Raw genomic sequence first — 15,217 nt, forward strand, 5'->3', positions numbered from 1 at the left:
CGCAGAAGGCGCAGCCCTCTCGTGGTCCGTTCTTTGTTCAGCACATGCATTGTCCCGTTCCCGCCGGTCCCCACCGGCTATTGTTCTTGTTCCTTGGAAGGAACGACGTCTCCGTCGGCGGGCTTGGAGGGAACCTTGTATTCCTCCACCTTCGTGCCGCGCGACACGATCACCGTCTTGAACTTCGGCTCTTCCGGCTCCTTCGCCACCGCATTGACCAGCGAGGCGGCGCCCGCCTCGGCGCTCGCGGCAACCGAGCCGCCGAAGGACGAGATGGTGGTAAGCCCGTTGCCGCTGGCGCTGGCATCGGCGGCGGACCGCAAAGACAGCGACAAGGAGCCGACGGTGCGGGCGAGCGCTACCTTCTGCGCCCCTTCGTTCGTGACCTCGAGGGTCACGGAATTGGCGACCTGCGGCTCGGTCTTGCGCTCGTCCGCGCCCTGCCCGACCGAAAGCACCTTGGCGTCGGACACGACGATTTCGGACGTGACCGTCGAGCCGGCTGCCCCTTGCGCGTTCTTGGACACTTCCTGGATTTCGCCGGCATCGCGCGTCAGCACGACGTCGACCCGGTCGCCCGGCGTGATGAAGCCGCCGACGCCGGCGATCTCGTCGGTGCGGATGGTGACGGCCCGCATGCCCGGCGACAGCATGTTGGAAAGTGTGGCGCGGCCGTTCGGTCCCGACAGCTTGGCGAGCAGCACCGGCTCGTTGACTTCGATCGGCGACAGCACAACGCGGCTGCCTGCGGCCAGCAGCTTGTCGATTGTCGGGAAGGCGCCTTGCGGCAGAGAATCCTGCGGCCACGGAATTTCGGTGAGTTGCGCCCGGTCGAGCTGCATGCCGTAGCGCAGTGGCGCATTCGCCACGACGATGGTCTTGAACTCGACTTTGGGCTCGTGCGGCACCACGATCGATGCCGTCTTCTGCTCGGACTGGGCCCTCGCCTGGCTTTTGACCCAGAAGTCCGCGGCAAAGATCGAGATCGCGCCGAAAACGGCCGCGATGCCGATCATGGTTATGGCCCTGCCCTTCACAACGAAACCCCTGACGCCCCGTGGTCTTTTTTCGTTGAGGCTCACGCTAGGCGTTAATGTTAAAGAATCAGGAATCCAAAGGGGTGGAGCCCGCCCTATTTCCGGCGGCTTGGTTATCGAATGGTTTTGGAATAAGAGACAGTTTGATCCCTGAACGGAACAGGAACTCGTTCGCCCGCCAAAAGCGTGGCAGTATCGAGGAGTGATTCGCAGTACTGGACTTAATGGCTAGCATGGACGACACCAGCGATCTTTTCGGCAACCCGGAAAAGCAGCCCCAGCAAGTACGCGCGCCCTCGCGGCCGGCCGATCCGCTGGTGCAGGCCGCGAAGCGCTCGGCCGCCGCCCGCGACGGCAGCGAGAGCTACAGCGCCGCCGACATCGAGGTTCTGGAGGGGCTGGAGCCGGTGCGCCGCCGCCCAGGCATGTATATCGGCGGCACCGACGACAAGGCGATGCATCACCTCTTCGCCGAGGTCATCGACAATTCGATGGACGAGGCGGTGGCCGGCCACGCCACCTTCATCGACGTCGAGCTTTCCGCCGACGGCTTCCTGACCGTCACCGACAATGGCCGCGGCATTCCGATCGATCCGCATCCGAAGTTCAAGAAGCCGGCGCTCGAAGTCATCATGACGACGCTGCATTCGGGCGGCAAGTTCGACTCCAAGGTCTATGAGACTTCCGGCGGTCTGCACGGCGTCGGCGTATCCGTAGTCAACGCGCTGTCCGATCACCTCGAGGTCGAGGTCGCGCGCGGTCGCCAGCTCTATCGCCAGCGCTTCTCGCGCGGCGTTCCGGTGAGCGGGCTGGAGCACCTCGGCGAGGTGCACAACCGCCGCGGCACCAGGACCCGCTTCCATCCCGACGAGCAGATCTTCGGCAAGGGCGCCGCCTTCGAGCCGGCCCGGCTCTACCGCATGACTCGCTCGAAGGCCTATCTGTTCGGCGGCGTCGAGATCCGCTGGACCTGCGATCCCTCGCTGATCAAGGAAAAGGATCAAACCCCGGCCAAAGCCGAGTTCCATTTCCCGGGCGGCCTGAAGGACTACCTCAAGGCCACCCTCGGCGACGAATTCCAGGTCACGCGCGAAGTCTTCGCGGGCAAAAGCGACAAGCAGGGCGGCCACGGCTCGCTGGAGTGGGCGGTGACCTGGTTCGGCGGCGACGGCTTTCTCAACTCCTACTGCAACACGATTCCCACTCCCGAGGGCGGCACGCATGAGGCGGGCTTCCGCAACGTGCTGACGCGCGGGCTTCGCGCATATGCCGATCTCATCGGCAACAAGCGCGCCTCGATCGTCACCACCGAGGACGTCATGATCTCGGCCGCCGGCATGCTGTCGGTCTTCATCCGAGAGCCGGAATTCGTTGGCCAGACCAAGGACAGGCTGGCCACCATCGAGGCGATGCGCATCGTCGAAACCGCCATCCGCGACCCGTTCGACCACTGGCTGGCCGACAACCCGCAGGAAGCCTCGAAGCTTCTCGAATGGGTGATCGCGCGCGCCGATGAGCGTGTGCGCCGGCGTCAGGAAAAGGAAGTCTCGCGCAAGAGCGCCGTACGCAAGCTGCGCCTGCCGGGCAAGCTCGCCGACTGTACCCAGAATGCCGCGGCCGGCGCCGAGATCTTCATCGTCGAGGGCGACTCGGCCGGAGGCTCGGCCAAGCAGGCGCGCGACCGCGCCAGCCAGGCGGTGCTGCCGCTGCGCGGCAAGATCCTCAACGTCGCCAGCGCCGGCAACGACAAGCTGGCCGCCAACCAGCAGATTTCCGACCTGGTTCAGGCGCTCGGCTGCGGCACGCGCTCGAGATATCGCGACGAGGACCTGCGCTACGACCGCGTGATTATCATGACCGACGCCGACGTTGACGGCGCGCATATCGCTTCGCTTTTGATCACCTTCTTCTACCAGGAGATGCCGAACCTGATCCGCGGTGGCCACCTCTATATGGCCGTGCCGCCGCTCTATTCGATCCGTCAGGGCGGTAAGGTGGCCTATGCGCGTGACGACGCGCACAAGGACGAATTGCTGCGCACCGAATTCACCGGGCGCGCCAAGGTCGAGATCGGCCGCTTCAAGGGCCTTGGCGAGATGATGGCCTCGCAGCTCAAGGAAACCACGATGGACCCGAGGAAGCGCACGCTTCTCAGGGTCGACGTGATCGATGCCGAGCAGGCGACCAAGGACGCCGTCGACGCGCTGATGGGCACCAAGCCCGAGGCCCGCTTCCGCTTCATCCAGGAACGCGCCGAATTCGCCGAGGCCGACGTGCTGGATATCTGAACGCGGACCGGTCCATAACAGGCTCCGGGACGGAGACTTGCATGTGACCTGGACGCGGCTGAAGGATCTAGCCGGGACACCGTTAAGTGAGCTGACCCAGCCAACGCGCTCGGACTGGATCTTCGCCCTGCGCACGGTTTCTGCCGGGCTGATCGCGCTGCTTGCCGCTTACGCCTTAAAGCTCGATCATCCGCAATGGGCGATGATGACGGTGTTCATCGTCGCGCAGCCGGTCGCCGGCATGGTGCTGGCGAAAGGCTTCTACCGCCTGCTCGGCACGCTGGCCGGCGGCCTGGCGGCGATCGGCATCACATCGCTGTTCGGCACCAATCCCTGGCTCTTGGTGACGGTGCTGGCACTATGGATCGGCGTCAGCACCCTCGTTTCCTCGCTGCTGCGCAATCCGGAAGCCTATGGCGCCGCCCTTGCCGGCTATACAGCGATGATCATCAGCCTGCCGGCATTCGGGCAGGCGCATCTCGTCGTCGATCTCGCTGTCGCGCGCTGCACCGAAATTGTGCTCGGCATCGTCTGCGCCGGCGTCACCAGCCGGCTGATCCTGCCGAAGCTCGCGGCGGACGCCATCATCTCCAGGCTGAAGCGCAGCATTCTCGATCTCGCCGACTACGCCTCAGGCGCCTTTTCCGACGGCGATCCGGCCGGTCTTGCCGCTCTCCAGCGCAAGCTGATCACCGATGCCCAGACACTTGCCGAGATGCGCACCTATGCGCGCCTCGAAGCGCCGAGCTTCGCGACCCGCGCCCATCCGGTCCGGCGCACGATCGGACAACTCCTGTGGGCGCTCTCGGCGGCCCGCGCGCTGCATACCCATGCCGCGCCGAAGAATGCGACGCTCATCCCTGTTCGCAGCGAGTTGAAGGCAATCGTCGGGGAACTCGCTACGACGCGCGACGCGTTGGACGACACCGGCCCATGGGTGGCCCGGCTCGAGGCAATCGCGATCAGGGCAAGAGAAACGGCGCCGGTGGCCACCGATCCCGGTGAAGACAAGGTCGGCACCATCACCCGCCTCACCATTGCCGCCGATTTCGCGGAGGCGCTGAAGCAGGTGATGCGCGGCTTGGATGCGCTTCGCTCGCCGGTTTCCCGAACGTCTCGTGAGCGGCAGCAGCCGGCCTTGGTCGTGCACCGCGACTATCAAGCGGCCTGGCGCAATGCGGTGCGCGCCGCGCTCGCCACGCTTCTGGTGGCCGCCTTCTGGCTGACCACCAAATGGTCGGAGGCGGCGGGCACCGTCATTCTCGTCGCCGTCGTCTCCAGCCTGTTCGCGGCACGTCCCGATCCGGTTCAGTCGGCCTGGGGCTTCTTCACCGGAACGCTCCTCGCTTTGCCTTTCGCTTTCCTCGTCGGCCAGATCGCAATGCCGGCGCTGCCCGGCTTCGGCTGGTTCACCCTCTTTGTCGTGCCGATCCTGGTGCCGGCAGCGCTCGGCATGGCCAATCCGCGGCATGTCGGCGTGGCCACCGCCTTCGCCATCAATTTCCTGGCTTTCCTCAGCCCGCACCAGATGATGACCTATGATCCCGGCCCGTTCTTCGCCGGATCGGCATCGATCCTGGTCGGCATCCTGATCGCCATCGGCGTCTTCATCGTCGTTCTGCCGGCCAATCCCTGGGCCACTGTTGAGCGCATCTCGAAGGCGATGCGCGAGGACCTGGCGCGCCTTTGCCTGCATGAGCGCGTCCCCAGGCGTTCGGCCTTCGAAAGCCTGGCCTATGACCGGATCAACCAATTGATGCCGCAACTGCAGCAAACAGGCAGGAAAGGCGAGCCCATTCTTGGCGGCAGCATTGCCGCCGTGACCGTCGGCCTCGAAGTGCTCCGGCTGCGCCAGGCGCAACTGAACTCCGCCGTACCACGCGAGACGGTCGAGTCGATCGGCAACTTCCTGCGCGGCCTGGCGCGGGAATTGCTGTTCAGGAGGCATGGCGAGCCGCAGACCTCGACCATCGCCGTGGCGCGGGAATATGCGGCGAGCATCGCCGGTCGCGGCGACCGGCCGGAAATGCTTCAGGTCGCGGCCTCACTGCGCATCATCGCTGCCGCGATGCAGGATTATCCGGATTTTTTCGCGAAGGGGCACCCTTAGACGGGCCGGGCCGGGATACGTGAGCATCGAGCAGGAAGCCGCCAGGCCGGCCACACCTGGCACCGACGTGCGCTAGGCGGCGGCAATTGCCAGCGCATGCCCGCGCGCGTTCTCGCGCAGCGCGTCGAGATGGATCGACTTCACCAGTCCGGCGAGATCGCCCTCGGCCGATTGCCCGCCGAGTTCCTTCAGCATCAGCCAGCTCACCTCCTGCACGCCGGCGACACGCTTGCCGTTGGCGACCTCGCGCCAGATCTTCAGCGCGCGAAGGATGATGCCGTGCGTGGCGGCGGCGAGGCCTGCGCTGCGGAACAGCGCCTGCAACGCAACGTCGTGCCCGCCGGCCAGCAACGCCCTCACCCGCTGCTCGGATTGCTGGGCAAGCGCCACCAGCGCCGAGCCGAAGAAGTCGACCTTGCCATGCGCGACGGTGCGGATGATGAAGCTCGCGGTGAGATCGCCGCGCAGTCTGAGATGCTCGATCAGCGCCGCGTGCTCCTCGGCGCGCGTGCCCTCGATCAGGGTCACCGAGGCCTTCACGCAGGCGTCGCGCATCACGCGGTCCGCTCGTGCCGCCCCCATCAGCGCCAGCACCAGCGGCGATCCCTTCAGCGTCTCGCCGAGCTTGACCAGAAGCATGTGCCGGCAGTCGGCGGGAAGCCGCGCGTCGGCGATCAGCGCCTCACGGACCAGCGGCAGGTGCCCGTGCCGTTCGGCCATGCGGCGGAAGCTCAGCGATGCAATATCGGCGCCGCTGTTGGCGATCAGCGTGGCGCAGGCTTCCGGCTCGCCGATCTCGGCGATGGCTGCCGCCAGCGACATCGAGACGACGGGACGGTTGGCTATCAGCTTTTGGGTGGCCTTCTGGCCGCCGGCGACGCGGTCGATGAGATCGGCATCGGTAAGCAAAGGCGAACGCGCCAGCACCAGCGCCGCTACTTCCGGCTGGTCGGAAGCGAGTGCTGCGATCACCTGCGGCGGGGCGTGATGGCTCATCGACAGCGCTTCGGCGAGCGCCTGCCGGACCTTGGCGGAAACGTCGTCGAGCAGCAGCGTGAGCGCCGCCTCGGCGGCGCAGCGATCCTCGAACGGCAGGTCGGAATTGATGTAGGCGCGGGCCAGCGCGCTCGCGGCGGCGGCGCGCTCGGAAACCCTTGCCTTATCGATCCACTTTAGAAAATGCGAAACAACCATGCCGATCAGCTACGCCCTTGCCGAAACGTTTCGGCCCCGTTGGGAACGGTAAGCTGGAAATGGTTTACGAACGGTTCACCATGTTTCTTAACCGGCTTGATGGCTTTGCAACCAACGCCTATCAAACAGGAATAGCGGAGGAGATCGACCATGGCCGGGCTTTATCTGGAGGAGTTCGTCGTCGGCCGCGTCTTCCGGCACACGCTGCGCAAGACCGTCACCGAAAGCGACAACATGCTGTTCTCGGTGATGACGCTGAACCCGCAGCCGCTCCACATCGACTTCGACTTCGCCGCGAAGAGCGAATGGGGCAAGCCCTTGGTCAATTCGCTGTTCACGCTCGGCCTGATGATCGGCATCTCGGTGAACGATATCACCGTCGGCACCACTGTCGCCAATCTCGGCATGAAGGAGACCGTCTTCCCGCACCCGGTTTTCCACGGCGACACCATTCGCGTCGAGACGACGGTCGTTTCGGTGCGCGAGTCCAGGTCGAAGCCCGATCGCGGCATCGTCGAATTCGAGCACCGCGCCTATAATCAGAACGATGTTCTTGTCGCCAAATGCACGAGGCAGGCGATGATGATAAAGAAGGCGTCCTGATGCGCTCGCTGCTCTTCGTGCCGGGCGATTCCGAGCGCAAGCTGGAAAAGGGCTTTGGCGCCGGCGCCGACGTGGTCATCGTCGACCTTGAGGATTCGGTAGCCGCCGGCAACAAGGCTGCCGCCCGCAAAGTCGCGGCGAACTTCATCGCCGGCCACCGACGGCAGACCAACTCCGCCATCTACGTACGCGTCAACGATCTGTCGACCGGCCTGACCGACGATGATCTTGCGGCGCTCGTCCCGGTGAAACCCGACGGCATCATGCTGCCGAAGTCGAACAGCGGACAGGATGTCCAGCAGCTCGCGGCCAAGCTTCGGGTGCACGAGGCCGAATGCGGCTTGCCGGATGGCGGCATAAAGATCCTGCCGATCATCACCGAAACCGCATCCGGCCTGCTGGCTGCCGCGAGCTACGCCGGAGCAAGCAGCCGGCTTGCCGGACTTACCTGGGGCGCGGAAGATCTGTCGGCCGCAATCGGCGCGCGTTCGGCGCGCGACGAGAGCGGCCGCTACACCGACGTGTTCCGCCTGGCGCGCGCGACGACCATCCTGGCCGCCGGAGCGGCGGAAATCGCCGCGATCGATACCGTCTTTCCGGATTTTCGCGACATGGCCGCTTTCGAAGCCGAATGCAGAGAAGCCGAGCGCGACGGCTTTACCGGCAAGATGGCGATCCATCCGGTGCAGGTGCCGGTCATCAACGCCGCTTTCACGCCGTCGCCGGAAGCGGTCGAACGATCGCGGGCGATCGTCGACGCCTTCGCGGCGGCGGGAAATCCGGGCGTCGTCGGCATCGACGGCAAGATGTATGATCGGCCGCACCTGCGGCTTGCGGAGCGGCTGCTGGCACGCGCGAGAGCGGCGGGACTTTCAGCCTGAACCGCCAATTGCCAGACCATGGGGATCAGTTTGTAGCGGACGTGAGCCGTGTAGCCCTTTCGGTTAATCCTTGCTCCAGCGCGGCCGCCGCATCGAGAAAATCTCGTTGACGCTGGCATAGTCCATATAGCCGAGCCGGGCGACATTGCCGGCCCTGACGATGTCGAACAGGCCGTCCCTGAGATAAGCATCGTCGATGTGGACCCCGACGACCTCGCCGGCGACGACGATGGCGCTGGTCTCGGCGCCGTCCAGCGTCCGCGGCCGAAATATCTCGGTCACCTTGCATTCGAGGGCGGCGGGCGCTTCCGCCACGCGCGGCGGCGCGACGAGGCGCGACGGCGCCATGGCGAGATCGGCATAGGCGAACTCGCTGACGCCGCGCGGCGCATCGACGGCCGTGCGGTTCATTTTCTCGGCAAGCTCGCGGCTGACGAGATTGGCGACGAATTCGCCGGTTTCATCAGCGAAGGTGGCGCTGTCCTTCGCGCCTTCGGATGAGAACCAGACGATGAAGGGACGAGTCGAAAAGGCGTTGAAGAAGGAATAGGGCGCCAGGTTGATCTCACCGGCCTTGTTCAATGTGGAGATCCATCCGATCGGGCGGGGTGCAACGATCGCCTTCGACGGATCGTGCGGCAGGCCGTGCCCCTTGGATGGCTCGTAGAACATGTCAGCCGGCCCACGGCCCGGCGTAATCGGCATAGAGCTTAGCCGGATCGGGCCGCGGCCGCTCCGGCGCCGGTCCCTGGTACGAGCCGATATGGACGAAGCCGATGACGCGCTCCTGCGGCGACAGCCCGAGGATCGCCCTGCCCTCCGCAACGTCGGAATACCAGTTGCTGATCATGTTGGTGCCATAGCCCAGCGCGTTGGCCGCGATCATCAGATTCATAGCCGCCATTCCGCCCGACAGGAACATCTCCCATTGCGGGATCTTTGGGTTCTCCCGCGGCACGGAGACGACGCCGATCACCAGCGGGGCGCGCGAGAAGCGCGCCAGTTCCTGGTTGCGGCGCCCCTCCGGCAACGGTCCTTCGCGCTGCTCGGCAAGCGCCGCGAGCTTCTTGCCGATCTCGACCCGCGCGTCGCCGCGGTAGACGATAAACCGCCAGGGCTCGAGGCGGCCATGGTCTGGCACCCGCGACGCCGCGGCGATCATCGTGGCGATTTCCGCATCGCTCGGCGCCGGCTCCTTGAGGTCGGGAATCGGCGCTGAATTGCGGGTCAGCAGGAAGTCGATGATCGGCGACGCCATGGGCGCAAGTCTCCTAGCATTCAATTTTGAGCTGAAGCGCGCCATCGGGAGGTCGGGCGGCTCGGGCAATGGCGCAATTATACGGCGGATAAAGAGCCCTGGCGGAGGGCGGCAGGCTCTTGAGCCTTGAAATTGCCACCGCCTTGGGCTTCAACGCAAGGCATGTTTGAGGGGACTCTGCGCCTTTTCGTGATCGGGCTCATCGCCGCGTTGCTTGCGGTGCCGGTTTCGTTCGCGCTGGCCCAGAACGCCAACGATGTCGGCAATATCAAGTTGCCGGGCATTTCGAGCTATGCGACGCCGAAGAGCGAGCGGTCGCTGGCGCTCGGCAGCGGCGGAGCGATCACCCTTTCTGCGCAACTGACCGACAAGGGCGCCGACATCACCCGCGGCATCGTCTGGCGCGTCTTCAAGCCGGAACCGGCCAGCGACGGCAAGCTGCCGATGGTGGCGTCCGCGCATGGCGGCACGGCGGTGTTCCAGCTCGACCCCGGCAGCTACCTGGTCCACGCCTCTTACGGACGGGCCGGCGCCACCAAGCGCATCACCGTCGGCAAGGACGCAAAGCGCGAAAGCCTCGTTCTCGATGCCGGCGGCTTGAAACTCGACGCGGTGACGTCCGGCGGCGCGCACATCGCGCCAAAGAAGCTCCGCTTCGCGATCTATGAGGGCCAGGCCGAGGCCAATGGCGACCGCGCGCTGATCGCCCCCGATGTCGAGCCGAACACGGTGGTGCGGCTGAATGCAGGCACCTACCATGTCGTCTCCACCTATGGCGCAGTCAACGCCGTGATCCGCTCCGATATCCGCGTCGAGGCCGGCAAGCTGACCGAGGCCACCGTCGAGCACCGCGCAGCCGAGATGACGATGAAGCTGGTGCGCGAGCCCGGCGGCGAAGCCATTGCCGACACCTCCTGGTCGCTGCTCAATGAATCCGGCGATCCGATCAAGGAAGCCGTCGGCGCCTTCGCCTCGATGGTGCTGGCCGAAGGACAATACACCATCATCGCCAAGAACCGCGACCGCATCTACCAGAAGGATTTCACCGTCGTGGCCGGCCAGAACCAGGAAATCGAGGTCGTGGCCAACGAATCGTCCGCCATCGATCCCGAGGAGGGCGCGGACTAGTCGGTCTGCTCAGGCGGCTTTGCGCATCCGCTTGGCTAAAAACGGCACGCGTCCGCGCCGCGCCGCCACCGGAGCGAGATGGAAGACCGCTTGGTAGAGCCGGTCGAGCAGCGCCTTGCGGTCGCGCAACGGTTCGAGCTCGCTCCACTTCAGCACATCGCCGATACGCACCTCGATCGCCTTGCCCGACAGCCGAGCGAATTCGCGGATGAGCAGGGAGGTGCGCAGCGTCAGCGACGCCTTGCCGACGAATTTCGCCACGCGGTTGTCGCGCTCGGCCATGTTCATCGGCCCACTGACGAGATGGAACAGACGGCCGTTCTGGCCGGAGAAATGCAAAGGGATGACCGAGGCCTTGGCCTCCTGGATGAGCTTGGCCGGAAACATCTTCCACGGCAGGTCAATCGCCCGGCCGAACCCCTTCGGCGCCGTGGCGACGCCGCCGGCCGGAAAAACGACGATGGTGACGCCTGCCTTCAACAGCCGCACCGCCTCGTGGCGCACGGCCATGTTGTTCTTCAGCGCTTCCTTGGTCTCGGAAAAATCGATCGGCAGCGAATAGGCTTCCATCTCGCGGATCCTGAGCAGATCCTTGTGGATCATGACCCGGAACGGACGGCCGAGCTGCTCGGCGAGCGACAGCACTGCAATGCCGTCACCGATGCCGAAGGGATGGTTGGCGACGATCACCAGCGGACTATCCGGCACATTCGCCGGCGGCCAACGGCCGGCGCGGTGCACCCTGACGTCGATCAAATCCAGCATGCGGCTGAACACACGGTCGCCCTTTGGAGCGACCTGGCGCCGCCACAAGTCGTAGAGCACGGCAAAGCGGTCGCGGCCCGACAGGCCTTCGACGGAATGGATGAACCACCGCGTCAGCGCCGGCTGATGCCGGTTGGCGTAGGAGAGCTCGGGAAACGGCCTTTCCCGCGGTTTCAGCTTGAGCATGGCGGCTCGGTTACAAGGTTGGCGTGACAGGCGTGTGAAGATGGCGGTGGACTATGTGCCACCGCCATTCGAGAAGCGATTGGAGATTAACGATTTTAGGCCGCGCGGCGCTTGCGGTCCGGAGAGACGGCCTCGTCCGCCAGCAATTTCACGGCGTCGCCGAGCTTCAGCGATTCCTGGTCGCGGGAGCCGAGCCGGCGGACATTGACGGTTTCCTCTTCCGCCTCCCGCTTGCCGCAAACGAGAATGACCGGAACCTTGGCCAGGCTGTGCTCGCGCACCTTGTAGTTGATCTTCTCGTTGCGCAGATCGGTTTCGGCGAGCAGCCCCGCAGCCTTCAGCCGCTCGACCACCTTCATTGCATACTCATCCGCGTCTGAGGTGATCGTCGCCACCACCACCTGCAGCGGCGCGAACCACAGCGGGAAATGGCCGGAATAGTTCTCGATCAGGATGCCGAGGAAGCGTTCCATCGAGCCGCACACCGCGCGATGCACCATGACCGGCTGCTTCTTCTCCGAATCCGAGCCGATATAGAAGGCGCCGAAGCGTTCCGGCAGGTTGAAGTCGACCTGCGTGGTGCCGCACTGCCATTCGCGGCCGATGGCGTCCTTCAGCACATATTCGAACTTCGGCCCGTAGAAGGCGCCCTCGCCCGGATTGACCGAGGTCTTGATGCGATTGCCGGAGCGCGTGCGGATCGTCTCCAGCACATTGCTCATGATCGCCTCGGCATGGTCCCAGGCCTCGTCTGTGCCGACCCGCTTGTCGGGCCGCGTCGACAGCTTCACCGCGACCTCCTCGAAGCCGAAATCGGCATAGGTCGACAGGATCAGATCGTTGATGCGCAGGCATTCCGCGGCGAGCTGCTCCTCGGTGCAGAAGATATGCGCATCGTCCTGCGTGAAGCCGCGCACACGCATCAGCCCATGCAGTGCGCCCGACGGTTCGTAGCGATGCACATTGCCAAACTCCGCAAGCTTTACGGGCAGTTCGCGGTAAGACTTCAACCCATGCTTGAAGATCTGCACATGGCCGGGGCAGTTCATCGGCTTCAGCGCGAAGACGCGGTCGTCGTCGGTGTCGTCACCGGCAACCGTCACCTTGAACATCGCGTCGCGATACCAGCCCCAGTGGCCGGACGTCTCCCACAGGCTCTTGTCCAGCACCTGCGGCGCGTTGACTTCCTGGTAGCCGTGCTCGTCGAGGCGGCGGCGCATGTAGTTGACCAGGTTCTGGAACATCTTCCAGCCCTTGGCGTGCCAGAAGACGACGCCCGGTCCCTCCTCCTGAAAATGGAACAAATCCATCTCGCGGCCGAGCTTGCGATGATCGCGCTTCTCGGCTTCCTCCAGCAGCATCTGGTATGCCTCGAGCTGGGCCTGGTCGGCAAAGGCGGTACCGTAGATGCGCGTCAGCATCGGGTTGTTGGAATCGCCGCGCCAATAGGCGCCCGCCACCTTCATCAGCTTGAAGGCATTGCCGATCTGCCCGGTCGAAGCCATGTGCGGACCGCGGCAGAGGTCGAACCAGTCGCCCTGCGCGTAGATCTTGATATCCTGATCCTCGGGGATAGCGTCGATCAGCTCGACCTTGTAGCGCTCGCCCTTGTCGGCGAAGACCTTCTTCGCCTTCTCGCGCGACCACACTTCCTTGGTGAACGGCCTGTTGCGGGCGATGATCTCGCGCATCTTCTTCTCGATCACCGGGAAATCGTCCGGGGTGAACGGCTCGTTGCGCGCGAAGTCGTAATAGAACCCGTTCTCGATCACTGGCCCGATGGTCACCTGCGTTCCCGGCCAAAGTTCCTGCACGGCCTCGGCCAGCACGTGCGCCGCGTCGTGGCGGATGAGTTCCAGCGCGCGCGGATCCTCGCGGGTGATGATCTCGACCTTGCCGGACCTGCCGAGCGGATCGGAAAGATCGCGGACGGTGCCGTCGAGGCTATAGGCAACAGCCTTTTTCGCCAGCGATTTGGAGATCGATTCGGCAAGGGCGGCGCCGGTCACGGCCGCGTCGTACTCGCGGACGGAACCATCGGGAAATGTCAGGGACACGGAATTCAGCATCAGAGTTGTCCTATCCAGTCCCGCAAACGAGCGCGGGTGGTGAATGCATGTCGCAGGAAGTGTGCTGGAGCATGCAGGGTTGGCCGGAGGCGCCAATCACTTGGACGCTGGCGGGCGGCAGTCTTTTATGAGGAGTTTCCGCCGCCGTAAAGCCGCAAGCCGTTCTATTTGATGAGCCCGGGAAGATCGTTCAGGAAGCCGCCCGCGTCGCGAGCCCCTTCGGCAAGATCGAAGCCGGGCTGACGCGCTGGTCGCAGACGCCATCCTGGCAAAGCGTCGAGCCGCTCGCCGAGTCCTCGATCAAAGTGCAGTGGATGTCTTTGAGCGGCGCCGATTGCGCCCGCATCGGCAGGCCGAGCATCCAGGCCAGCAGGAACAGAATGATGGCAATGAAGAACGGATAGCGGTCCATCTGGCGCATCGAAGCTCACTCCGGAAAAGGGATTACGCGGAGCGGCTTAGCGAGGCGTCTTGTCTCGATTTTGTCTCAAATTGGCAGTGTTTGTGCAGGCTGACGTTAACCCTACCGAATCGTAAACACGGGCTGCGAAACGCAGCCGCAGTCAGCCATCTGCGTCATCGCGCTTCCTGCCGATTTGCCAATAGCGCCACGGCATGAACCAGACGTAGCGCGGCGCAAGCGTCTCCGGCACGCGGTCGATGCCATGCGTCCCGAACGGCCCGCAACGCGAGACCCGGAACAGCGCCAGCCAGCCCCCGGTCCACAATCCATGGCGGGCGATTGCCTCATGCGCGTATTCGGAACAGGTCGGCAGATGCCGGCAGCTATTGCCGACGAAGCCGGAAAGCGTCAACTGGTAGAGGCGCACGAGCGACGTGCCGAGGACGCGGCCCGGCGTCTTGCGCCAGGGTCCCTGCCAGTTTCGCCCATGCCGGACCGGCCGGACACCATGGATATGTCCTGAATGGTCTCCCATCCGCACTTCTCCGCAGCCAGCTTCCTTGTGCGTTAGATGTGGGCTTCGAGCCGGGAACGCAACGACCTTTTATCGGTCATCGCCGGGAAGGCCGGACGGGACGCCGGTCGGTCCACTCGACATGGCGCCGGGATACCAAGCGAGTTCGCCATAACAGGCAAGCAGCCCAGGAGATCGCCCTCAAGCAGCCTGGCCGGCGCGCTTCTTCTCGATCTGGCCGATCGCGTCGACCACCGCGTCGAAGGTCAGCATGGTCGAGGCGTGACGTGCCTTGTAGTCGCGCACCGGCTCCAGATATTTCAGATCGGCGAACCGGCCCTCCGGCGGCGCGCCGTTTTCCTTGAGCATCTTCAGCATGGTCTCGCGCACCGCGCGCAGCTCACCGGCGTTCGCGCCAATGACATGCCGGGCCATAATCGAGGAGGATGCCTGACCAAGCGCGCAGGCCTTCACGTCATGAGCGAAATCGGTCACCACGTCGCCATCCATTTTGAGGTCGACGGTGACGGTCGAGCCGCACAGTTTGGAGTGCGCTCTGGCGGTCGCATCGGGGTGGTCGAGTCGGCCGATCTTGGCGATGTTTCCGGCGAAGCTCAGGATTTTCGCATTGTAGATGTCGTCGATCATTTTTTTCCAATCCGTCGCCGCCAAGCGAACAGGCTTTGCCGCTGTTGCGTCTTCCTTTCGCTGTGCACGACCATATATAATGATGGCAGCCGGGCATCGACAAGGCAAACTCAAACCATTGTCATTGCTCATC

The 15,217-nt window shown here is 64.5% G+C and carries 13 protein-coding genes and 1 pseudogene; 5 read left to right on the plus strand and 9 right to left on the minus strand.

Annotated elements, in window-relative coordinates:
- Nucleotides 1-77: 77 nt before the first annotated feature.
- Nucleotides 78-1,016 carry a Flp pilus assembly protein CpaB gene (gene cpaB, locus CK224_RS02740; RefSeq protein ID WP_095780699.1) on the minus strand — a complete coding sequence of 313 codons (939 nt, stop codon included), beginning with the start codon at nucleotides 1,014-1,016 and terminating at the stop codon, nucleotides 78-80.
- 254 nt (nucleotides 1,017-1,270) lie between these two features.
- Here cpaB and parE point away from each other — a divergent pair, with 254 nt between their 5' ends.
- Both parE and CK224_RS02750 read left to right on the plus strand, forming a co-directional pair.
- A complete protein-coding gene (gene parE / locus CK224_RS02745; RefSeq protein ID WP_095780700.1) occupies nucleotides 1,271-3,325 on the plus strand; it encodes a DNA topoisomerase IV subunit B in 2,055 nt (684 codons plus the stop codon).
- A 43-nt stretch (nucleotides 3,326-3,368) separates the two neighbouring features.
- On the plus strand, nucleotides 3,369-5,435 hold the full coding sequence (locus CK224_RS02750; protein WP_095780701.1) for an FUSC family protein: 2,067 nt from the start codon (nucleotides 3,369-3,371) through the stop codon (nucleotides 5,433-5,435).
- 72 nt (nucleotides 5,436-5,507) lie between these two features.
- On the opposite strand, the gene CK224_RS02755 is transcribed toward CK224_RS02750, so the two are convergent.
- The gene (locus CK224_RS02755) at nucleotides 5,508-6,629 is read right to left on the minus strand and encodes a DUF2336 domain-containing protein (RefSeq protein ID WP_095780702.1); all 1,122 of its coding nucleotides are present in this window, start codon (nucleotides 6,627-6,629) and stop codon (nucleotides 5,508-5,510) included.
- A gap of 150 nt (nucleotides 6,630-6,779) precedes the next feature.
- Here CK224_RS02755 and CK224_RS02760 point away from each other — a divergent pair, with 150 nt between their 5' ends.
- Nucleotides 6,780-7,232 (plus strand): MaoC family dehydratase, encoded by a 453-nt coding sequence (locus CK224_RS02760; RefSeq protein WP_095780703.1) that lies wholly within the window; start codon nucleotides 6,780-6,782, stop codon nucleotides 7,230-7,232.
- On the plus strand, nucleotides 7,232-8,113 hold the full coding sequence (locus CK224_RS02765; protein WP_067000912.1) for a CoA ester lyase: 882 nt from the start codon (nucleotides 7,232-7,234) through the stop codon (nucleotides 8,111-8,113). The genes CK224_RS02760 and CK224_RS02765 overlap by 1 nt, the downstream gene beginning before the upstream one ends.
- Nucleotides 8,114-8,176: 63 nt before the next feature.
- Here the strand turns inward: CK224_RS02765 and CK224_RS02770 are convergent, their stop codons facing one another.
- A complete protein-coding gene (locus tag CK224_RS02770; protein ID WP_095780704.1) occupies nucleotides 8,177-8,785 on the minus strand; it encodes a flavin reductase family protein in 609 nt (202 codons plus the stop codon).
- Between the two features lies 1 nt (nucleotide 8,786).
- Entirely contained in the window at nucleotides 8,787-9,371 is a 585-nt protein-coding gene (locus CK224_RS02775) for a nitroreductase (RefSeq protein WP_067000159.1), read from the minus strand.
- Nucleotides 9,372-9,533: 162 nt separating this feature from the next.
- On the opposite strand from CK224_RS02775, the gene CK224_RS02780 reads away from it, so the two are divergent.
- A complete protein-coding gene (locus CK224_RS02780) occupies nucleotides 9,534-10,499 on the plus strand; it encodes a hypothetical protein (protein WP_067000157.1) in 966 nt (321 codons plus the stop codon).
- Nucleotides 10,500-10,508: 9 nt separating this feature from the next.
- Here the strand turns inward: CK224_RS02780 and CK224_RS02785 are convergent, their stop codons facing one another.
- The 5 genes and pseudogenes from CK224_RS02785 to CK224_RS02805 all read right to left on the minus strand — a co-directional run bounded on the left by CK224_RS02785 (nucleotide 10,509) and on the right by CK224_RS02805 (nucleotide 15,084).
- A complete protein-coding gene (locus CK224_RS02785; protein WP_095780705.1) occupies nucleotides 10,509-11,450 on the minus strand; it encodes a lysophospholipid acyltransferase family protein in 942 nt (313 codons plus the stop codon).
- 95 nt (nucleotides 11,451-11,545) lie between these two features.
- Nucleotides 11,546-13,519 (minus strand): threonine--tRNA ligase, encoded by a 1,974-nt coding sequence (gene thrS, locus CK224_RS02790; RefSeq protein ID WP_095780706.1) that lies wholly within the window; start codon nucleotides 13,517-13,519, stop codon nucleotides 11,546-11,548.
- 229 nt (nucleotides 13,520-13,748) lie between these two features.
- A pseudogene (locus CK224_RS02795) lies at nucleotides 13,749-13,940 on the minus strand (class D beta-lactamase); the annotation flags it as partial.
- 142 nt (nucleotides 13,941-14,082) lie between these two features.
- Entirely contained in the window at nucleotides 14,083-14,457 is a 375-nt protein-coding gene (gene yidD / locus CK224_RS02800) for a membrane protein insertion efficiency factor YidD (RefSeq protein WP_095780707.1), read from the minus strand.
- Between the two features lie 180 nt (nucleotides 14,458-14,637).
- A complete protein-coding gene (locus tag CK224_RS02805) occupies nucleotides 14,638-15,084 on the minus strand; it encodes an iron-sulfur cluster assembly scaffold protein (protein WP_095780708.1) in 447 nt (148 codons plus the stop codon).
- Between the last annotated feature and the right edge of the window lie 133 nt (nucleotides 15,085-15,217).

The sequence above is a fragment of the Mesorhizobium sp. WSM3862 genome (genome assembly GCF_002294985.1).
Classification (GTDB): Bacteria; Pseudomonadota; Alphaproteobacteria; order Rhizobiales; family Rhizobiaceae; genus Mesorhizobium.